Below are 21,232 nucleotides of genomic sequence, written 5' to 3'. Positions count from 1 at the left end.
GGACCGACCGGTCTCGATCGGCCGTTCTTGAGTGACCGTTTCACACAACCCTAATCGTTTAACCCGAGATTGTTTACCCGAGGAAATTCATTAGAACCATGTGGTGTTCACTCTGGTGGGTGAACACTACGTGCCTCTGACATTTCCCCGCTACCGGGAAGTTGATCTTTCCGGTGGGGGGTTCGACGAGTGGCAGTGACGGACGTCCTTCTCCGAGACGGGTCCCGGTCGAAACCAGCGACAGCTCTCTCGCGGGGTCAACCGTGATTAAGGGTTTTCAGTATACCTTATATTAGACTATATGTGTTAATAATACGCTTAGTCATAATGGATTAGCCTCTTATACTGGTTCCGGCTAGGTGCGTGTATGTCACAGCCACATATAGCGTCATCAACCGAGCGGACCGAGGGGCTCGCCGACCCCAGGGACGCGCGGTCTAACTGTGGTGTCGGTGTCGTCATGGACCTCGATGGGGTGGGAGGTCACGACATCGTCGCCGACGGGCTCGAACTGCTGCGGAACCTCGAACACCGCGGGACGACCGGGGCGGAACAGAACACCGGCGACGGGGCCGGAATCATGCTTCAGACCCCCGACTCGTTCTTCGAAAGCGTTCTCGAGACCGATCTTCCCGACACCTATGCCGTCGGCTCGCTCTTTCTTCCACAGGATGCGGATGCACGCGAGGAACTCGTTTCTCTCGTCGAAGACACGTTCGAGACCTACGATCTCAGCGTCCTCGAGTGGCGGGACGTCCCGACGAACAACGACGACCTCGGGAAGACCGCCGTCGATTCCGAACCCGGCGTCTACCAGGTCGTCGTCGCGCCCGACGACGACGTCTCCGGCGACGACTTCGACCGCCGCCTCTACGTCGCTCGCCGCGCGCTCGAGAACGCCGTCGAGGACGCCGACATCGAGAACAAGGAGCGCTTCTACGTCGTCTCTCTCGACTCGAAGACGATCGTCTACAAGGGGCTGCTGAAGGGCGTTCAGGTCCCCGCGTACTACCCCGATCTCACCGACGAGCGCATGAAGTCGACGTTCGTGATGGTCCACGAGCGCTTCTCGACGAACACGCTCGGCGCCTGGCACCTCGCCCATCCCTACCGGAACATCATCCACAACGGCGAGTTCAACACCATCCAGGGCAACATCAACTGGATGCGCGCCCGCGAGACGGACATCGAGAGCGAGGTCTTAGAGGACCTCGAGGCGGTCAAGCCGATCATCGACGATCCCGACCAATCCGACACCGCGAGCGTTGACAACGCCCTCGAACTCCTGATGCAGGACGGCCGGGACCTCGAGCACGCGCTACGGATGCTCGTCCCCGAGGCCTGGCGCGGCGACGACGCGATGGACGAGGACCGCCGAGACTGGTACGACTTCCACGCCTCGCTCGTCGAGCCGTGGGACGGCCCCGCCCTCGTCGCGGCGACGGACGGCGAACGCGTCGGTGCCGTCCTCGACCGGAACGGCCTCCGGCCCTGCCGGTACGACGTGACGACGGACAACCGCCTGATCATGGCCAGCGAGGCCGGCGCGCTCGAGACCGAACCCGAAGACATCGAAGAGCGCGGCCGCCTCAAGCCCGGCCAGCTGTTCCTCGCCGACCCCAGCGAGGGACGTGTCATTCCCGACGAGGAAGTCTTCGACGACCTCACCGACGACCGCTACGGCGAGTGGGTCGCACAGGAGCAGGTTCACCTCGACGACATTCAGACGACGAACGACCGCACACCCCGGCGGGCGGTCGACGGCCTGCGCGACTACCAGGCGACCTTCGGCTACACCCACGACGAACTCGAGAACATGATCGAGCCGATGACCCAGAAGGGGAAAGACCCCGTCGGCTCGATGGGCGACGACACGCCGCTGTCGGTCCTCACCGATTTCAACCGACCGCTGTTCTCCTACTTCAAGCAGCTGTTCGCGCAGGTCACCAACCCGCCGCTGGACTACATCCGCGAGGAACTGGTCACCTCGATGGAGAGCCGGCTGGGCTTCCAGCGCAACCTGCTCGACGAATCGCCCGAACACGCCCGCCAGCTCGTGCTCGACTCGCCGATCCTGACCGACGCCGAACTCGAGTCGGTCCGCGACTGCTCGGCGAACGGCATCACGGCCGCGACGATCGACATCACCTACGATCCGGAGAGCGAGGAACTCGGGACGGACCTCGAGGCGGCGATCGAACGCGTCCGCGAGGACGTCGTCGAGGCGATCGAGGACGGCGGTCACGATATCATCGTCCTCTCGGACCGGACCGTCGACGAGGACCGGGTCGCGATTCCGAGCCTGCTCGCGACCGGTGCCGTCCACCACCACCTCGTGCGCAACGGGCTGCGCAACCACGTCGGACTCGTCGTCGAGTCCGCCGATCCGCGGACCGTCCACCACTTCGCGACGCTGGTCGGCTACGGCGCCGGCGCGGTCAACCCGTACCTCGCCTACCAGACGATCGAGGACATCACCGCCGGCCCCGACGGAGCCGATACCGAGGTCGCGATCGACGCCTACGTCGGCGCGGTCGAAGACGGCCTCCTGAAGATCATGGCCAAGATGGGCATCTCGACGGTCGAGAGCTACCAGGGCGCCCAGATCTTCGAAGCGGTCGGCCTCGAGTCGGATCTCGTCGAGGAGTACTTCGAGGGGACCGAGAACCGTACCGAAGGGATCGGCCTCGCGGAGATCGAAGAAGACCTTCGGGAACGCCACGCGACCGCCTTCGACGGCGACGGCGAGGAGTCGACCCTCGACCGCCACGGTGAGTTCGAACACCGCTCGAACGGAATTCACCACCAGTGGAACCCCGACACCGTCGGTGCGCTCCAGCAGGCCGTCCGCTCGAACGACTACGAGCGCTACGGCGAGTTCGCGGAGAAGATCAACGACCAACAGCAGAACCTCCAGACGCTTCGGGGGCTGCTCGAGTTCGACTCGGACCGGGACCCGATCCCGGTCGAGAAGGTCGAGCCGATCAAGGACATCGTCCAGCGGTTCTCGACCGCGGCGATGAGCCTCGGTTCGCTCTCGCCGGAAGCCCACGAGAACAACTCGATCGCGATGAATCGCCTGGGGGGTAAGAGTAACTCGGGCGAAGGTGGCGAACCGCCGGAGCGCTTCGACACCGAACGCGAGTGTAACGTCAAGCAGGTGGCGTCGGGCCGCTTCGGTGTTACCTCGACGTATCTCTCGAACGCCGAGGAGCTCCAGATCAAGATGGCCCAGGGCTCCAAGCCCGGCGAAGGCGGCCACCTTCCGGGCTCGAAGGTCAACGAGATGATCGCCCACGTTCGCAAGTCGACGCCCGGTGTGGGTCTGATCTCGCCGCCGCCGCTGCACGACATCTACTCGATCGAGGACCTCAAACAGCTGATCTTCGATCTCAAAGCCGCAAACGAGCAGGCGGACATCAACGTCAAGCTCGTCTCCGAAGCCGGCATCGGAACGGTCGCGGCGGGAGTCGCGAAGGCGAACGCCGACGTGGTCCACATCTCGGGCCACGACGGTGGGACCGGGGCCTCACCGCGAACCTCGATCAAGAGCGCCGGCCTCCCCTGGGAGCTCGGCCTCGCCGAGGCAAACCAGATGCTCTGTGAAACCGGCCTCCGTGATCGCATCCGCGTCTCCACCGACGGCGGGATGAAGACCGGACGCGACGTCGCCGTCGCCGCCCTGCTCGGTGCCGAGGAGTACATCTTCGGGACCGCCTCGCTCGTCACCGGCGGCTGCGTGATGGCCCGGCAGTGTCACAAGAACACCTGTCCGGTCGGCGTCGCAACCCAGCGCGAGGACCTGCGCAAGCGGTTCCCCGGCGAGCCCGAACACGTCATCAACTACATGACGTTCATCGCCCAGGAGCTGCGCGAGATCATGGCGGAACTCGGCTTCGAGACCGTCGACGAGATGATCGGGCAGGTCGACGTTCTGGAACAGCGCACCGACGTCGACCACCCGAAGGCCCGCAACGTCGACCTTTCCGAGGTCCTCGCGGACCCCGGCAGCGACGTCCGCCGCAAGATCCGCGAGCAGGACCACGAACTCGAGGATCAGCTCGACCGCGACCTTATCGAGGCCGCGGCCGACGCCATCGAGGATCAGGATCCCGTCTCGCTCGAGACGGACGTGACGAACGTCGACCGGACCGTCGGTGCGATGCTCTCGAACCGCATCACCAGCCGCTACGGCGAACCCGGTCTGCCCGAGGACACGATCACCATCGACGCGGAGGGAACCGCCGGGCAGAGCTTCGGCGCGTTCCTCGCCAGCGGCGTCTCGATGCACCTCGACGGCAGCGCCAACGACTACGTCGGCAAGGGACTCTCGGGCGGGAAACTCACGATCCGGACGCCAGAGACCGCCGCCTACGACCCGACCGAGAACGTCTCGATCGGCAACGTCGCGCTCTACGGCGCGACCGACGGGCAACTGTACGTCAACGGCGTCGCAGGCGAGCGCTTCGCTGTCCGCAACTCCGGAGCCAAGGCAGTCGTCGAAGGCGTCGGCGACCACGGCTGCGAGTACATGACCGGCGGCGTCGTCGCCGTCCTCGGCGAAACCGGAACGAACTTCGCTGCGGGGATGTCCGGTGGCGTCGCCTACGTCTACGATCCCGACGAGGAGTTCGAGGCCAAGGCCAACACCGGCATGGTCTCGCTCCACGACGAACTCGAGGAGAAAGACGAACGGATGCTCCGCCGACTCGTCGAGAACCACGTCGCCTACACCGGCTCCGATCGTGGCGAACTCCTGCTCGAGAACTGGGACCGCGCGCTCGACGCCTTCGTGAAGGTCATGCCCGAGGCCTACTACGAGGCGATCACCGAGCAAGGGAGCGACGACGTCCGCAACGAACTTCCCGGTGCGCCCGAAGTGGCGGCCGAAGCCGAGTCGACCAGTTTCGCGGCGAGCGACGACTGACGGCCGTTCGTCTCGAGCGGTCGCAATACGGTTTCGTTTCTGTGCGCGGTTTCGATACCCGACAGCGAAAGCGGTCGCGATCCGATCGGCTACTGGAGTCCGAGACGGGGGAACGGGGTGGGACCCGCCGGTCACTCGCGGCCGAGCGTGTGGAACTCGTCGTTCGGCCGCATCTCGGCGAACGTCGCCATGCGATTGCTCATGTTGTAGTAGGCGGTGACGGCCGCGATGTCCCAGATCGCTTCCTCGCTGAAGCCGGCGTCGCGTAGCGCCTCGAGATCCGCCGGTTCGACCTCGGTCGGCCGTTCGGTGAGCGTGACCGCGACGTCGAGCATCGTTCGATGGGCGTCGTTGATGTCCGCGGTCCGGTAGTTCGCGACCAGCTGGTCGGCCAGCGTCGGATCCTCGGCGTAGATTCGAACCAGCGCCCCGTGGGCGACGTTGCAGTAATAACAGTGATTGACGCCGGAGACGGCGACGACGATCATCTCGATCTCCTCGCGCTCGAGGGCCGTGTCCTCGACGAGCGCGTCGTGATACTGGAAGAACGCCCGGAAGTGGGAAGGCTTGTACGCGAACGCCGAGAACACGTTCGGGGTGAACCCGGCGCGGTCGGTTTCCTCCGCGATTCGATCTTGGAGATCTTCGGGGAGGTCGTCGAATTCCGGAACGGGGAACCGGGCCATCGCGTCGTCGCTGAGTTCGGGGTCGGGATCGCTCGCTGACTCGGCGTCGGAATCTGAATTGGCCATGGCTACCGTTTCACAGGCATCCCTAATAACTCGGGGGCGAACGTCGGGTGTTATCCGTCGACGATGCCGCCGGCACCGACTGTTGCATCGATGACGGTATCGGTGTCCGACGGCCCGAGGAGGTGCGAGCCGCAGTCACAGTCCGACGCCCCGAAGTCGGGAACCGGCGTTCCGGGAAGCGATCCCGCGAGTTCACACTCCCGGTCGGCGTCGGGGAACGTGATCGCGGTCTCGAGTCGGGTCCCGGAATCTCCGAGCAGGTAATCGATGTGCCAGTGGCGCGTCTCGCGATCGCCGGCGGCGAGCTCGCGGTGGCGATCGATCCGACTGAATCCACCGCGGCCGAACGCGCTCCCGACGTAGGCGTACGTGCCTGCGGTGAACTCCCGGTCTCCGAGCGCACCGACCTCGATAGTCGTCGCCTCCGTCACTCCGATCACGAGGACGTACGTCCCGGTCATACGAAGCAGTCGGGACAGCGGCGACAAAAACGAGGGTGGTTTCGGTGACTGATCAGACCTCAGATCGGCGTGCTGATCACTGGTAGCGGGTACTCGAGGGGAGACGCTCGAATGCGATCCGGTCGGGGCTGTGCTGCCATCTCGAACCGGGCGACGACGAACGGTACGAAAGAACCCTCTCCTGACGGCGTCGATCCCCTTCCTCGTGATCGGCAACAGACCACGTTTCGGCCGTTCGTCACCGGTTGCAACCCGCTCGTTCGCCAGGGTTTTGCCCCGCAGGCGCGACGGTCGCACATGGACAGCGCACTCGTAATTGGCGGCACTCGCTTCATCGGCCGCCACCTCGTCGACGACCTGCTGGACCACGCATACGACGTGACGATCTTCACCCGTGGCAATCGCGAGAACCCGTTCGCGGACGACGATCGGGTCGACCACATCGAGGGCGACCGCACGAACGACACTGCGCTCGAAGCGGCGGCGACGACCGTCGATCCCGACGCCGTCTTCGACTGCGTCGCCTACCACCCCAAAGACGTCCGCGCCGCGACCCGGATCTTCGCGGACTGCGAGGCCTACGTGTACGTCTCGAGCGGGGCGGCCTACGGTCGCGAAGCGATCCCGAAGCGCGAAGACGAGACGCCGTTGCACCCGTGTACAGCCGATCAAGCGACCGACGATTCCTTCGAAACCTACGGCAACCGGAAGGCCGAGGGTGACCGGGCAGTGTTCGCAGCGGCCGAGGACGGGATCCGCGCCATGGCGGTTCGACCGCCCATCGTCTACGGCCCGCACGACTACACCGAGCGGCTGGACTGGTGGATCGACCGCGTGAACCGCTTCGACCGGGTCGTGATCCCCGGCGACGGGACGAACCTCCGACACCGCGTCTACGTCGAGGACGTCGCCAGCGCCCTGCGAATCGTCGCCGAAGGGGGGACGGCCGGCGAGGCCTACAACGTCGGCGACCGGCGGCTCGTCACGCTCGAGGAGATGGTCGATCTGATCGCGAACGCTCTCGATACCGACGTCGATCTCGTCCACGCCGGCCCGCGCGAACTCGCGGCCGGCGAGCTCGAACTCGACGACTACCCGCTCTACCGGACGTATCCGCACGTCCTCTCGACCGCGAAACTGGCCGCGCTGGGCTGGGAGTCGACGCCGCTCGAAGAGGCGATGGGGCGGTCGGTCGACGCACACCTCGACAGCGACCGGGACGGTGACGACACCGGCCCCGATCGGGAGGCCGAGGAGCGCGTTCTCGGGATTCTCGAAACGCTCTGATCAGGACTCCGGTTCTCGGAGCCGCTCGAGCCGCCGCGCCGTCGACGGTGTCGCGGAGAGTCGTTCGAGTTGCCGTCGATCGACGCGCCGACGAGGAAAAGCACATGTCCCGGGGGTGTGTGGGAACCGGTATGTTCGAGAAGTCGACGTGGATCCGCCTTCCGCGAAACGTCGTCGTCGGCCACGGCGTCCGCGACGAGGTCGTCGACGTAGTCGACGATCTCCACCTCCAGGGGCGGCCGCTGTTCGTCACGAGTCCGACGCCCCGAACCGTCGCCGCAGATCCCATCGCGGCCGACTTCGAGGCCGCCGGGATCGATCCCGCGATCGTCACGATCGAGAAAGCGACCTTCGACGCCGTCGAACGGGTGATCGAAACCGCCGAGGCCGAGGAGGCCTCCTACCTCGTCGGGATCGGCGGCGGGAAGGCCATCGACATCGCGAAACTGGCAAGCCACCACCTCGATATGGGCTTTCTCTCGGTGCCGACTGCAGCGAGCCACGACGGAATCGTCAGCAATCGCGGCTCCGTCCCGGACGGCGATTCCCGCCACAGCGTCGCCGCCGAACCGCCGCTGGCGGTCGTCGCTGACACGGGGATTCTCGCCGACGCGCCGTGGGAACTGACGACCGCCGGCTGTGCCGACATCATCTCCAACTACACCGCGGTGATGGACTGGCGGCTCGCCAATCGACTGAAGAACGTCGAGTACTCCGAGTACGCCGCCGCGCTCTCGGAGATGACCGCCGAGATTCTCGTCGACAACGCGGATCTCATCCGGCCGGGGCTTGAGGAGTCCGCCTGGGTCGTCACCAAGGCGCTCATGTCCTCGGGCGTCGCGATGAGCATCGCCGGCTCCTCGCGGCCGGCGAGCGGGGCCGAACACCTCTTCTCCCACCAGCTCGACCGGCTGGCACCCGACGCGGCTCTCCACGGCCACCAGGTCGGCGTCGGGTCGATCATGACTGCGTATCTCCACGGCGGGGATCAGGGCATCTGGCGCGACATCCGAGACGCCCTCTCGAGTATCGACGCGCCGACGACCGCCGCGGAACTGGGAATCGACGACGAGACCGTGCTGGAGGCGTTGACGACCTGCCACGAGATTCGTGACCGGTACACGATCCTCGGCGACGGGATGAACGAGCGGGCCGCTCGGGACGTGGCGACGAAGACCGGCGTCATCGACTGATCGCCGAGCGCGCTCGCGAGCCGTCGCTCAGACGTGTTCGTCGAGGAACTCCGCGATTTCGGAGTAGGCCTCGATGCGGTTCTCGAGCTTCGAGAAGCCGTGGCCCTCGTCCTCGAAGATCAGTTTCCGGACTGGAACGCCCTGCTCGGCCGCTTTCTCGGCGATCTGTTCGGCCTCGCCGACCGGGACGCGGGGATCGTTCTCGCCGTGGAGGACGAACAGCGGCGCTTCGATCCGCTCGACGTTGTTGATCGGCGAGATCTCTTCGAGGAACTCGCGATCGTCCGCGAGCGACCCGTACTCCGCCTCGCGGAGTTCTCGTCGCCAGTCGCCCGTGTTCTCGAGAAAGGTGACGAAGTTCGCGATGCCGACGACGTCGATCCCGGCGGCCCAGAGGTCGGGATACTCTGTCAGCGCGGCGAGTACCATGAAGCCGCCGTAGGAGCCGCCCTTGGCGGCGATTCGGTCGGGATCGACGGCCGGATGATCTTGCAGCCACTCGACGCACGCCTCGATGTCGGCGACCGAATCCATCCGGTTCTCGACGTCGTCGAGGCTTGCGTAGTCCGAGCCATAGCCCGACGAGCCGCGGACGTTCGGTTCGAAGTAGGCGTAGCCACGGTCGAGGAAGTACTGTTTGACGCTCGAGAACGATGGTCGGCGTTGACTCTCTGGACCGCCGTGGATGTCGACGATGACCGGCGTTTCTCCCTCCTCGTGGTCGTCGGGAAGGGACAGAAAGCCGGGCACCTCGAGCCCGTCGAAGCTCTCGACGCTGACGAGATCGGAGCCGTCGAACGACTCGCGAGGGATGCCCGCCGTCGGCGCGCTCGTCCACCGTTCGGCCGCGCCGCTCTCGAGGTCGACCACGAAGACGTTCGTGTTGACGGTGTCGCCGGACGTCGAGAGGGCGAACCGCTCGGCGTCGGGACCGAAGCTCACGCCGCCGGAGATCCCGCCGGGCAGGTCGGGTTCCGGAAACGTCTCGAACGCCGTGGGGTCGTCGGCGTCGAACTCCCCGACGGTCAACTCGGTGTAGCCTTCGACGTTCCGCGAGCAGACGAACCGGCCGGTGTCGTCGTCCAGCGCGATGCCGTCGACGTTCCATCCATCCTCGTCGATAACGGTTTGAATGTCACCGCTCTCGAGGTCGAGATACGCCAGATAGAGCGTGTCGGCCTCGCCATCGTCGGTCACGAGGTAAACCCCCTCGCCGTCGGGTGCCCAGCTCGCGCTCTGGTAGCGGACGTCGCCATCGTGAGGCGTGAGGTGCTCGATGTCCGGCTCGCCGGCCTCGAGGTCGAGGACGTACAGGTCCTGGTCGAAGTTGGAGTAAGCCTGCGAAACGAGCAGGCGGGAGTCGTCGGGGCTCCAGCCCGACAGCGAGAGCCAGCCGTCGCCCTCGTAGACGAGTTCCGCGTCGTCGCCCCGTTCGTTGCGACCCTGCACGTAGACGTCGAAGACGGACTCGTCGCGGCGATTCGAGGTGAAGGCGAACCGATCGCCGTCGTGACTCCAGCCACCCCAGCGGTGTTTCGCGTCGGGCATCGCGGTGAGGGTCTCGATCTTCCCCGTCTCGGCGTCGAGACGGAACAGCTGGGCGCGCTCGTTGCCACCTTCGTCCATCCCGAAGATCAGTTCCGGTCGCTCGGGCGACCACGATGCGAAGCTCACCTGCTCCTCGTAAAAGGTCCGCTGCTCGGGCCAGCCCCGGGGCTCCTCGAGGGTCCAGACCTGCGAGGTCCCGGTCGTGTTCATTAGGAAGGAGAGCCGTTCACCGTCGGGGCCGAACGAGGCGCCGTAGGCGCTACGAACGTTGAGATAGCGCTCGATGTCGTAACCGCTCATGAGAGGGCCGTACGGACTCGAGGCGGTAGTCGTTTCGGTCCGTTCGGTCGCCGGTTCGGGAGTCTACGGGTAGGGATCGGCTACACCCGATTGAAATCGGCTCCGCGACTCGAGCGAGATGTGATAACTCCCGATCGAAGCGTGGAACGGTCGACGATGGTTGCGACTAACAAAGCCATGTAGCGTGGCGGTAACGGTCGATGGCAGGTGAGTCCGGTTCCTCATCGGTTGTGCCGATTCTCGTGACGATCGTGATCATCCTCACGGCGTTCGGCCTGATCGTGGCGGCCATCGGCCCGGAGCCGTTCGTGACTGATTCGGCCGACGAACCCGGTGGTGACGGTGAAACGGAACCGCTGAATGGAGGAGAGAGCAGCGACGGCGAGACTGCTGCGGGTGGGTCCGATGCTGAGTCCGACGAGTCGGAGAGCGACTCGACCGAGAGGGGTGCAGCCGGGGACGAGGACACCGAACCGGACGACGAAAACGAGACCGACGGTGACACCGAGACCGAGGCGGACGTCGACGGAGACGAGAGAGGGGATGGCGATAGCAGGGGCGAAGACGAGGCGGACGATAGTGACAGAGACGGGGGCGACGACCTGGAGGACGACGGCGAGGACGAAGAGCGAGAGAGCGACGGGGGTGATGAACCGGACGAAGAGGACGGCGAGGACGATGACGACACCGAGTCCGATACCGACCGCGATGACGCGGATGGAGCTGACTCGGACGCGGCGGACGAGGCGGCCGATGAAGATACCGCCGACGGCACCGACGTCGGTTTCCTCGAGGGGATCAGCTCGTTCCTCGAGGATCTCGTTTTCGGCGAGGAGATCGACGCGTGACGGATCGAACGGGGAGGTGACTTCGGTACCCACGGTCGACTGAAACAGGGAGGGTTTTTACCCTCCCGGTCGCATTCTGCGAGCAGATGCACGTTGCGTTCGTCTCGTTCGAAACGGCTCATCACCGCGATACCGAGACGAACCGGCGGTTTCGGACCGTCCTCGAGCTACTCGCGGAACGCGGTCACGACGTCCACTGTTACTGTGCCGGGTTCTGGGCGGGCGAGGAGTCGACGTTCGAACGGGACGGAATCACCTATCACGCGGTTTCGACGGGTCCCGAGGCCCGGAGTTCGTTCCTCTTCCGACTCCCGTTCGTCCTCGCGGCTTCGAACCCGGACGTGATCCACGTCAGCGCGGAGCCCCCGAGTCAGGTCACCGCGGCCAAGTGGGGCGCGACGCTGTCGCGCTCGCCGCTCGTCCTCGAGTGGTACGGCGACGGCGGCGTCCTGAATACGCGGGGGAGCCGGTTCGCGACGGGCCGACCTGACCGGATCGTCACGCCGTCGGAGCTGGTCGGGACGTGGGTCCGCGAACTCGGTGCGAACGGCGATATCGTCGAGACGATTCCGAACCCGATCGACTGCGAACGGATCCGGGACGTCGAACCGGGCGATGAAGTCGACGTGATCTACTCCCGACGACTCGACGGGGGTGCCAACCTCGAGAGCCTGCTGTTGGCGCTGGCCGAACACAGGGGTCGCGACTGGGAGGCGAAAATCGTCGGCGACGGCCCCGAGCGGGAGGCCTACGAGGAACTCGCGAGCGACCTTCGGATCGCGGATCGCGTGACGTTCGCGGGCGATCTCGACCTCGAGGAACGGATCGCGGCCTATCGCGGGGCGCACGTCTTCGCGCAGACGGCCGACCACTGCGTCTTTCCGACGGAGATGCTGTGGGCGATCGCCGCCGGCTGTGTGGGCATCGTGGAGTACCACGCGAACTCGAGCGCCCACGAACTCGTCGAGGGCTGGGATCGAGGGTTCCGGACGACCAGCGAGGACGAACTCGCGGCGGCGATCCTCGAGGCGGGCGACCTCGAACATCGCACGTACGACGAGGCGTTCGAGGAGTACGACCGGTCGGCGGTGGGTGAGCAGTATCTCGAGCTATATCGGACCTTACAGGACGAACACGGCGTTCTGTAGACCTCGGCGCTGAGCGTTCCGTCAGGTGGAGATGGATATATGTCGGTCCGGAATAGAGTTCGGCTATGGACGACGACTGCGAGTTCTGCCAGATTGCGGCCGGCGATCGATCGGCACACGTGCTCCACGAAGACGAGCGAACGGTCGCGTTTCTCGACGAAAACCCGGCCGTAACGGGCCACAGCCTCGTCGTTCCCCGGACTCACGAGGACGATGTCGTGATGATCGACGAGTCGACGTCGGCGGCCGTCTTCGAGACGGTTCGAACCGTCGCGCGCGCACTGGAGACGACGCTCGAACCGACCGGGTTCAGCGTCTTTCACACGAGCGGGCCGCTGGTCGGGACCGTCGACCACGCACATGTCCACCTCCTGCCCCGTTTCGAGGACGACGACGTGACGCTATCGCTGTCGCGCGATCGGCTCGACCCCGACGAAGCAGCAGACCTTCGGGATCAGGTTCGAGCACACCTCTAACAGCGATGTACGCGGGTGGCTCGAGTCACGACTCGACACCGGGATCGCGGCTCAGAGATCGAACTTCGCGGCCGCCGTCTCCATGTCCTTGTCGCCGCGACCCGAGAGGTTCACGAGGATGGTGTCGTGCTCGCCGGCCTCCGCGAGTTCGATCGCGCGAGCGATCCCGTGGCTGGACTCGAGTGCGGGGATGATCCCCTCGGTTTCGCTCAGTTCGCGGAAAGCCGCGAGCGCCTCGTCGTCGGTGACGCCCGTGTATTCACAGCGGCCGACGGCCCGAAACATGGCGTGTTCGGGGCCGACGCCGGGGTAGTCCAGCCCCGCCGAAACGGAGTGGACGTCGACGTCGTCGTCGATGACGCGCGTCTTCATCCCGTGGATGACGTCGTCCGTCCCCTTCGCGAGCGGGGCCGCGTGTTTGCTCGAGTCGGATCCCTTCCCGCCGCCCTCGGCGCCGTAGAAGTCGACCGGATCGTCGCGGAAGGCGTGGAAGAGGCCGATCGCGTTCGAACCGCCGCCGACGCAGGCGACCGCGGCGTCGGGCAGCTCGCCCGTCCGCTCCTGCATTTGCTCGCGGGCCTCCCGGCCGATGACGCTCTGGAAGTCCCGAACCATCCGGGGGAACGGGTCGGGACCCACGACGCTTCCCACCAGGTAGTGGGTGTTCTCGACGTTCTCGGCGAAGTCCTCGAGCGCGGCGTCGACGGCGTCGGCCAGCCCCTCGTCGCCGCGGGTGACCTCGTTGACCTCGGCACCCATGAGCCGCATCCGGAAGACGTTCATCTCCTGGCGCTCGACGTCCTTTTTGCCCATGTAGATCTCCGTCTCGAGGTCGAGCAGGGCACCGACCATCGCGGTCGCGGTGCCGTGCTGGCCGGCCCCGGTTTCGGCGATGAGGCGGTCGCGACCCGCCCGTTTGGCGAGCAACGCCTGCCCGAGACAGTTGTTGATCTTGTGCGCACCGCCGTGGAGCAGATCCTCCCGCTTGAGGTAGATGTCGGCCCCGTAGCGATCGCTCAGGTTTCGCGCGTAGTACAGCGGCGTCGGTCGGCCCGCGAACTCTTCGAGCAGGCCGCGCAGTTCGGACTGGAACGCCTCGGTGTTCGCGACGTCGTCGTAGGCCGTCGCGAGTTGCTCGAGCGGTTCCAGAAGCGGTTCCGGCACGTGTCGCCCGCCGTATCCCTCGAATGCTCCGTTTTCCATACGCCGGTGAATTGCGCAGTCAGGGTCTAATAGGTTCGTGCTACCGGCACCATCGGCCCGATGAAGTCGGATCCGATCCGGCGGACACTGTCTCGAGGAAGAGATCAACGACGACCAGCTCGAGACAATCCCGTTCAGCGATCGACGCTCCCCAGAACGATATCGAGACTGCCCAGCGACGCGATCAGGTCGGCGACGTATTCGCCTTCGGACATCTCGGGCAGTGCCGAGAGGTTGTGGAAACAGGGGCTTCGAATCTTGAATCGGGCGGGCGAGTTCGAGCCGTCCGCGCGGATGTAGATCCCGAGTTCGCCTTTCGCGCTCTCGACGGCGCGGTAGGTCTCGGTCCCCGCGTCCGGTTTCAGCGTTCGCGGGACGTTGCTCTGGACCGTCCGCTCCTCTTCGGGCCACTCCTCGAGCAGGTCGAGACACTGCTCGATGATCTTGGCGGACTCCTCGACCTCGCGGAGGCGGACTAGGACGCGCGCGTAGTTGTCACAGCCGTCCTGCGTGACGACGTCCCACTCGAGGTTGTCGTAGTAGCCGTAGGGGTCGTCCCGGCGGATGTCGTACTCGATGCCGGAGCCGCGGGCAACGGGTCCGGTCACGCCGTAGCTCTTGGCGACTTCGGGCTCTAAGATGCCGGTGTCGATTGTGCGGACCTGAAAGATTTCGTTGCCGGTCAGCAGGTCGTGGTACTCGTCGACCTTGGCGGGGAGTTCGTCGAGGAAATCCCGACACTTTTCGATGAACTCCTCGCGGGGTTCGGGCAGATCCCAGCAGACGCCGCCCAGTCGGAAGAAGTAGAACATCATCCGCTGGCCGGTGAGGTCCTCGAGGATGTCCTGGACGACTTCCCGGTCGCGCATCCCGTACTGGAAGATGGCGGTGAAGTCGCCGTAGACGTCCAGCGCGAACGTCGAGACCGCGAGGAAGTGACCGAGCATGCGCCCGAACTCGGTGCCCATCGTCCGCAGGACCTGCGCGTACTCGGGGACCTCGATGTCGGCGATGTCCTCGATCGCGCGGGCTACGGCCCATTCGTTGGGGAGGTTCGCCGTGTAATCCCAGCGGTTCGAGTACGGGATGATCTGGTGGCGGTAGGTCCCCTGCTGGCACATCTGCTCCTCGCAGCGGTGGAGGTAGCCGATGTCGGGGTCGACGTCCACGACCGATTCGCCGTCCAGCACCGTCTCGAGGTGGAGCACGCCGTGGGTCGCCGGGTGGTGGGGCCCGATGTTGAGGAACATCGTATCCGACTCGGCGACGCGGTGGTCCGCCTGAATCGGGTTCGCGTGTTCGGTGTAGCTGACGACCTGCGGTTTGTCCTGGTCGTAGTCCAGCGCGAGCGGGTACCCCTGCCACGACTCGGGGAGGAGAATTCGACGGAGGTCGGGGTGGTCCTCGTACTCGATCCCGACGAGGTCGTAGGCCTCGCGCTCGTGCCAGTCGGCCGTCCGGAAGACGGGTTCGGCAGACTCGCAGACGGGATCGTCCGTCGGGAGGGGAACGACCAGCGTCACCTCGTGGGTCCGCCGATCGTACTTCGTCATGTGGACGATCGACTCGTAGCGGTCCTCGTACTGCTGGGCGGTGAGACAGGTGAGGTGATCGAACCCCGCTTCGTCGCGCAGCAGCGAGACTACCTCCTGTACGTCGTCCGGACGAATCACGAACGCGGGCGCGTTCTCGTGATCGTCCCGGCCAATCGCGTACTCGTCGAGTCGGGCCTCGAGTCGGGCCTCGTCGACGCCGTCCTCGCGGCGGTGGTCGTACTCCGGATCGATGCCGATGCGTTCGCGCTCCGGTTCCGAATGCTCACTCATTGGACACCCTCCTAACGCCGGTCGGTGGCGCGTCCCGATACCCTACAGGTGACGCGGAAATGAGGGTTTTCCCGCGTTAGCGTGACTCTCTCCCGAATCGAAATGCCGCTCGCAGACGGACGCGGCACGCGTGCCCGAGTCGATCTCCGTCAGACGGCTCCGGTCGAGCGGAATCGTTTATATGGCCGGTCGCACGTAACGTGCATATGGCTCGAGGAATCGGCTGGTTCGACGCGTTCCGCGAGGTCGCCCCCGAGTGGGTCGTCGTTGTGCTCGGGCTGGTGACACAGCTCGGCGACGTCTGGTTTCTCAGCGCCCTCGTCGGGGCGCTCTACGTGTTCGAAACCGGAAATCGGGACGAAATCGCCGCCATCGCCGGGCTCCTGTTAGCGGGCCTCTCGCTGATTACGGGGCTGAAACACCTCTTCGCGCTCCCCCGACCGGACCGCGTCCTCGTGGAGGTCGGGGCGCTTCCGGAGGTCCTCCACCCGCTGTACGAGGCCACTGCGACGGCGACCGGCTACGGGTTTCCGAGCGGTCACGCCCTCATGTCGACCATCGTCTACCTGAGTCTGGCCGAGTACAGCGGCGTCAGTACGCGCCGCCGTCGATACCTCGGCGCCGCCGGGATCGTGACGGCCGTCTGCCTCTCTCGAGTCGGCCTCGGCGTCCACTATCTCGTCGACGTCGTCGCGGGCGCCGCCGTCGGCGTGGCGTTTCTCCTCCTCGCGTGGGGGCTCCTGAACCGCTATCCGGCCCACCGCGGCACGCTCGGGTTCGGTCTCGCGGTCGTCGTCGGCGCCGCCGCCCTCGTTCCGAGCGGGATGGACGCCGACGCCCTGCTCCTCTTCGGCGCGTCGCTGGGTGCCCTCGCCGGCTGGCAACTCGCCGCCCTCGCTCGAGCGCTGGACGCGGGCCGCGGGCCGATCCGGGAGGACCGCCCGCTCACCGCGAGAGTCGCCGTAATCGCCGTCGCTCTCGTCTCGCTCGTCGCGCTCATCGGCTTCTTCTGGCCCGCCGCGGTGCTCGCCGGAAGCGGGGCACTCGGGCTGGTCGTCGCCGCGCTCGTCGCCGTCTCCGAGCACTACCGGTCCGGACGGGCCAGCGGTATCTGACGACACTCGACCGGTTGCGGTCGTTCGGAGCGTTACTCGAGATATCGACCCCATCCCCGATCCCGGTCGTCGATTCGGATCAGAGTCGTCCCGTCTCAAATTAGCCCGTACTCGGTGAACCCACGAGAACAGTCGATACTCTCGGTTCGTTTTCGCGACGGTGACGACGACCCGTCCGAAGCCGACGAGTTGGCGGTCGATGCCGACTCGATCGCTGCCAGCGATTCGCCGGCGGGCCGCGAGCCCGCTCGGTGTTCGGACTGCGACACCCCGGTCAGTCGACAGTCGACCGCGGCGTTCCGCTGCGGGCCCGCTCGAGCAGCGACACGGCGACGGGTTCGATGCGGCTCGAGTACTGCATGAGCGACGTGCCGAGAATACTCATCACGAGGACGTAGCCGACGGTAAAGGCGTAGATCGTCTGGGCCGTCTCCGCTGCCATGCCGCTGCCGGCCCCGGAGAGGGCGAGGCTCGCGATGATCAGCGAGAACTCGCCGCGGGTGGTCATTCCGAACCCGACCCGGAGCGAGCGGCGGTCGTCGAGGCCGTATATCCGTCCACCGAGGTAGCCGCTCACGAGCTTCGTCGGCGTCGTCACGATCACGGCGGCGACGATCATCCCGAGAATCGAGAGCGTGAACAATCCCGGATCGGTGACGAGCCCGATCCAGAAGAAGAAGATCGCCGCGAACGCGTCTCGAAGCGGCTCGAGCAGCCGCTCTAAGTCGTGGACGTGATCGGTCGAGGAGAAGGCCATGCCGACGAAGAAGGCGGCGACGGCCTCGCTGACGCCCAGTGCGAGCGCGATCCCGGCGACGAGGATCGTGACGCCGAGCGCCCGGACGACGATGAACTCGTTCGTATCGGCGTCGAGAAACCGCTGGAAGAAGCCGGTTCCGAAGGTGACGAGCCCGAGCAACGCGACGATGAACCCGACCGCGATCCCGATCTGTCCCGCGGCTTCCCCGATATCACCGCCACCCAGGACCAGCGCGGACACGATCGCCAGATAGACCGCGATGAACAGGTCCTCGTAGACGAGCGTGCCGAGCATCGGTTCGGACTCGTCGTTGGCGATCCAGCCCAGATCGATCAGCGACTTCGTGATGATCGCGCTCGAGGAGATGTAGACGATACCCGCCGTCAGGAAGGCCGCGAGGAAGCTTCCGAAGACGAGATAGCCGAACACCAACCCGATACCGAAGTTGATGACGAGATCGACGGACCCCGCTTTGCCAATCCGGTCCTTGCTTGCGATCAACCGGTTCAAATTGAACTCGAGACCGAGGAAGAACAACAGGAGGACGATCCCGATCTCCGCGCCGACGACGACGAAGTCGGTTTCGCCGAGCGCGAGGCCGCCGACTGCGGCGAGGAGATCGACGCCACCGATCGTGACTTCGGGAACGGTGACGGCAATCCCACCGATTCCGACCTCGCTGCCGGCGAGGGCGGGGAGTTCGCCGAGGACGTTCGATCCAAGCAAGACGCCGACGATGATGTAAAAGGGGATCACCGACTGATCGATCCGACTGGAGAGCACGCCGGCGAGGGCGACCGCGGCGAAGAGGATGCCGACGTCGACGAGCGCCGTTTCAGTCGCCACTAGCGCTCACCCCGGACGGGAAGGGTCGTCGCGATCACTCGTCGAGTCCGGCTCCGAGCAGTTCCTCGAACTGGGCGCAGTCCTCGCGGTCGCCGATGACGACCAGCGTGTCACCGACCTCGAGGACCGTCTCCGGCGTCGGCGGCGAGATCAACTCCTCGCCGCGCTGAATAGCGACGATGGAGACGCCCGTTCGATCGCGGATATCCGCCTCAGCGAGGGTCTGGCCGGCGACCTCGGCGGTCTCGGAGACGCTGTACCACTCGAGGTAGGTATCGTCGGCGAGCATCGTCTCCACGTTGTCGGCCTGCACCGGCTGGAAGTACGCCCCTTCCAGAATCGTGCCGATCTTTCGGGCCAGGCGATCCGACGCCTCGAACACCTTCTCGCTGTCCGCATCCGCGTCCGCTTTCAGGTACACCTCTCGTTTCCCCGTGTTGTGGGTCACGATGACGAGGCGCTCCCCGTCATCGAGTTCGATCTCGAACTTCTTCCCGACGCCGGGGAGGTCGCTCTCGTAGACGGTCATACGTCATCAAAGCGAGGGCGTGACAATAAATGGCGTGTCCCGTCGACCGATCGCGGTCGTCCCCGCCGGTGTTCGTCTCGAGGAGCTCGGAGAACGATTACCAGGCGTACCGCTCGCGCTCGAGGACCGATACGCAGTGATAACGGGTAGACCGGATAAAACCGGCCACTTAATCGATCAGAGACGGTATCGATAGTGACTGGAGGACAGTAAATGCGCGAACTTCGGGACATCGAGGGACTGCATCCACGCGATCTGACGCAACGTCAACGGCTATTAGTGCTATTCGTGGTCGGTCTCGTCGCGGTCGTCCTCTTCTACACGGTCGTCTACAACTGGGGAATGCGAGCGCTCGAGAATCGCCCTCAGTCGATCTTCCGGTCGTTCCAGACGGTCGTCGAGACGATGACGACGACCGGATTCGGAGCGGATTCTCCCTGGACGACGCCGGTGATGAACGTTCTGATGGTGTCGATCCAGGTGACGGGGGTCATCATCGGGTTCGTCACGCTGCGCATCCTGGTCATTCCGCTCTTCGAACGGACGCCGCTGGACCTCTCCGACCGCCTCACGACCAAGAACGACCACGTCGTCATCGCGGAGTACCAGCACGATACCGAGTTGCTCCTCGACGAACTCGAGAAACTCGATATCGATTACGTCCTCATCGAGTCCGACGAGGAGGATGCGAAGCGGCTCTCGGACGACGGCTATCAGGCTATCCATGGCGATCCCGAGGAACGGGCTGACCTCGACCGCGCGACGATCGAGCGAGCGTCGCTGCTCATCACCGACACCGGCGACGAAACCGCGAGCATCGTCCTGACAGCGCTGGAGGCCAACGAGGACCTGCGCGTGATCAGCTTCACCGAATCGACGCGCCGGAAGGCGGCGCTCGCGGAAGTCGGTGTCGACCGCAGTGTCGCGCCGCACGCGCTGATCGGCCAGCGGCTGGCGGAGAAAGCGACGACGCCGGTCACCGTTCCCGACCGGACCGACGGCGACGAGGTCGACGTCCGCGAGATCCTCGTCCGACGGGATAGCCCGCTCCACGGCGTCAGAGTGCGCGACTCGCCGGTCGTGAACCACCCGAACCTGACGCTGGTCGCCGGGTGGTTCGACGGGGAGTTGCACCTGCCGCCGTCACCAGACGACGAACTCACGCCCAATACCGTGCTGGTCGTCGCCGGACCGAGGAGCGAGATCGACGAAATCACGGACGAGATCGCGGGTGCTCGGTCACGGCGCATCCAGACCCCCTCGCAGCTCGTCGTCGCCGGCTTCGGCGAGGGCGGAACCGCGGCCGTCGAGGCGCTCCCGGCGGACGTTTCGGTGACGACTATCGACGACTCGGAGGAGCGGGGCCCCGACATCGTCGGCGACGTCACCGAACCGGAAACGCTCCGCGAAGCCGGCATCGACGACGCGTCGGCCCTGGTCGTCACCGTCGGCACCGATTCGACCGCACTGATGACCATCGCCATCGCCCGCTCGCTCTCGAGCGACGTCGAGATCCTCGCGCGTGTGACCGATAGCGACAAGATGAGAGCAGCGTTTCGAGCGGGCGCTGACTACGTTCTCTCCATCCAGCAGGTGTCCGCTCGGCTGGTCGCGGCGGAGGTCCACGGCGAACAGGTCATGTCGCCGACGAACCAGATCCGCCTGATTCGATCCGATGCGGCGCCGTTCGACGGCGATTCACTGGCGGATGCACGTCGCAACCCCGAGCGGGGATGGACCGTGATCGGCGTCTCACGCAATGGCACCGTTCATACCGACGAGCAAACCACTATCGAAGCCGACGACAAAGTGATCGTCGCGGGGAGCGACGACGCGATTCAGGAGTTCGAGCGAACGGTCACGACCTCGTGACTGCAGGGTCACGCCGCTGCAGGATTCCCCGTGGAGTGTCCTGACCGCGGGTTCGACGGAAGGGGCCGGATACGTGAGGTGTCTCTTCTCGACTGGCGAGAGGAGTGAGGACGGAACGTTCACCCGGGAGGGAACGGTGGA

15 protein-coding genes are annotated in these 21,232 nt (G+C 65.5%); 8 read left to right on the top strand and 7 right to left on the bottom strand.

From position 1 onward, the window contains the following. The first annotated feature begins 367 nt into the window (after positions 1 to 367). Positions 368 to 4,927, top strand: coding sequence for a glutamate synthase large subunit (gltB, locus tag LDB05_RS12490; protein WP_226004321.1), 4,560 nt, complete (start codon positions 368 to 370; stop codon positions 4,925 to 4,927). Positions 4,928 to 5,058: 131 nt separating this feature from the next. On the opposite strand, the gene LDB05_RS12485 is transcribed toward gltB, so the two are convergent. Then, complete coding sequence (locus LDB05_RS12485; RefSeq protein WP_226004320.1) at positions 5,059 to 5,679, bottom strand: peroxidase-related enzyme; 621 nt, start codon at positions 5,677 to 5,679, stop codon at positions 5,059 to 5,061. A gap of 50 nt (positions 5,680 to 5,729) precedes the next feature. After that, a complete protein-coding gene (locus tag LDB05_RS12480) occupies positions 5,730 to 6,140 on the bottom strand; it encodes a GIY-YIG nuclease family protein (RefSeq protein WP_226004319.1) in 411 nt (136 codons plus the stop codon). 297 nt (positions 6,141 to 6,437) lie between these two features. Between LDB05_RS12480 and LDB05_RS12475 the strand changes: the two genes are divergently transcribed. Then, positions 6,438 to 7,427, top strand: coding sequence for an NAD-dependent epimerase/dehydratase family protein (locus LDB05_RS12475; protein WP_226004318.1), 990 nt, complete (start codon positions 6,438 to 6,440; stop codon positions 7,425 to 7,427). A gap of 131 nt (positions 7,428 to 7,558) precedes the next feature. Next, positions 7,559 to 8,620 (top strand): NAD(P)-dependent glycerol-1-phosphate dehydrogenase, encoded by a 1,062-nt coding sequence (locus tag LDB05_RS12470; protein ID WP_226004317.1) that lies wholly within the window; start codon positions 7,559 to 7,561, stop codon positions 8,618 to 8,620. 27 nt (positions 8,621 to 8,647) lie between these two features. On the opposite strand, the gene LDB05_RS12465 is transcribed toward LDB05_RS12470, so the two are convergent. Then, positions 8,648 to 10,468 carry a S9 family peptidase gene (locus tag LDB05_RS12465; RefSeq protein WP_226004316.1) on the bottom strand — a complete coding sequence of 607 codons (1,821 nt, stop codon included), beginning with the start codon at positions 10,466 to 10,468 and terminating at the stop codon, positions 8,648 to 8,650. 200 nt (positions 10,469 to 10,668) lie between these two features. Here LDB05_RS12465 and LDB05_RS12460 point away from each other — a divergent pair, with 200 nt between their 5' ends. The 3 genes from LDB05_RS12460 to LDB05_RS12450 all read left to right on the top strand — a co-directional run bounded on the left by LDB05_RS12460 (position 10,669) and on the right by LDB05_RS12450 (position 12,940). After that, positions 10,669 to 11,316, top strand: coding sequence for a hypothetical protein (locus LDB05_RS12460; protein WP_226004315.1), 648 nt, complete (start codon positions 10,669 to 10,671; stop codon positions 11,314 to 11,316). 86 nt (positions 11,317 to 11,402) lie between these two features. After that, positions 11,403 to 12,464, top strand: coding sequence for a glycosyltransferase family 4 protein (locus tag LDB05_RS12455; protein WP_226004314.1), 1,062 nt, complete (start codon positions 11,403 to 11,405; stop codon positions 12,462 to 12,464). Between the two features lie 65 nt (positions 12,465 to 12,529). Beyond that, the gene (locus LDB05_RS12450) at positions 12,530 to 12,940 is read left to right on the top strand and encodes an HIT family protein (protein ID WP_226004313.1); all 411 of its coding nucleotides are present in this window, start codon (positions 12,530 to 12,532) and stop codon (positions 12,938 to 12,940) included. Positions 12,941 to 12,991: 51 nt separating this feature from the next. Here the strand turns inward: LDB05_RS12450 and trpB are convergent, their stop codons facing one another. Together trpB and LDB05_RS12440 are read right to left on the bottom strand one after the other, a co-directional pair. Then, positions 12,992 to 14,143 (bottom strand): tryptophan synthase subunit beta, encoded by a 1,152-nt coding sequence (gene trpB, locus LDB05_RS12445; protein WP_226004312.1) that lies wholly within the window; start codon positions 14,141 to 14,143, stop codon positions 12,992 to 12,994. Between the two features lie 134 nt (positions 14,144 to 14,277). Further along, positions 14,278 to 15,969: an NADH-quinone oxidoreductase subunit D gene (locus tag LDB05_RS12440; protein ID WP_226004311.1), complete on the bottom strand. Its 1,692-nt coding sequence runs from the start codon at positions 15,967 to 15,969 to the stop codon at positions 14,278 to 14,280. A 206-nt stretch (positions 15,970 to 16,175) separates the two neighbouring features. Here LDB05_RS12440 and LDB05_RS12435 point away from each other — a divergent pair, with 206 nt between their 5' ends. Further along, a complete protein-coding gene (locus tag LDB05_RS12435; RefSeq protein ID WP_226004310.1) occupies positions 16,176 to 17,084 on the top strand; it encodes a phosphatase PAP2 family protein in 909 nt (302 codons plus the stop codon). Positions 17,085 to 17,358: 274 nt separating this feature from the next. On the opposite strand, the gene LDB05_RS12430 is transcribed toward LDB05_RS12435, so the two are convergent. Further along, the gene (locus LDB05_RS12430) at positions 17,359 to 18,690 is read right to left on the bottom strand and encodes a cation:proton antiporter (protein WP_226004309.1); all 1,332 of its coding nucleotides are present in this window, start codon (positions 18,688 to 18,690) and stop codon (positions 17,359 to 17,361) included. A gap of 34 nt (positions 18,691 to 18,724) precedes the next feature. Further along, the gene (locus LDB05_RS12425) at positions 18,725 to 19,219 is read right to left on the bottom strand and encodes a cation:proton antiporter regulatory subunit (RefSeq protein ID WP_226004308.1); all 495 of its coding nucleotides are present in this window, start codon (positions 19,217 to 19,219) and stop codon (positions 18,725 to 18,727) included. A 213-nt stretch (positions 19,220 to 19,432) separates the two neighbouring features. Here LDB05_RS12425 and LDB05_RS12420 point away from each other — a divergent pair, with 213 nt between their 5' ends. After that, positions 19,433 to 21,091, top strand: a complete 1,659-nt coding sequence (locus tag LDB05_RS12420; RefSeq protein WP_226004307.1) for a potassium channel family protein — start codon at positions 19,433 to 19,435, stop codon at positions 21,089 to 21,091. The last annotated feature ends 141 nt before the right edge of the window (positions 21,092 to 21,232 follow it).

Origin of the sequence: Natrinema salinisoli (assembly GCF_020405205.1) — an archaeon.
In the GTDB taxonomy this organism is placed as follows: Archaea; Halobacteriota; Halobacteria; order Halobacteriales; family Natrialbaceae; genus Natrinema; species Natrinema salinisoli.
The sequence above is the reverse complement of the archived record's forward strand: the minus strand, read 5'-3'. Positions and strand labels throughout refer to the sequence as shown.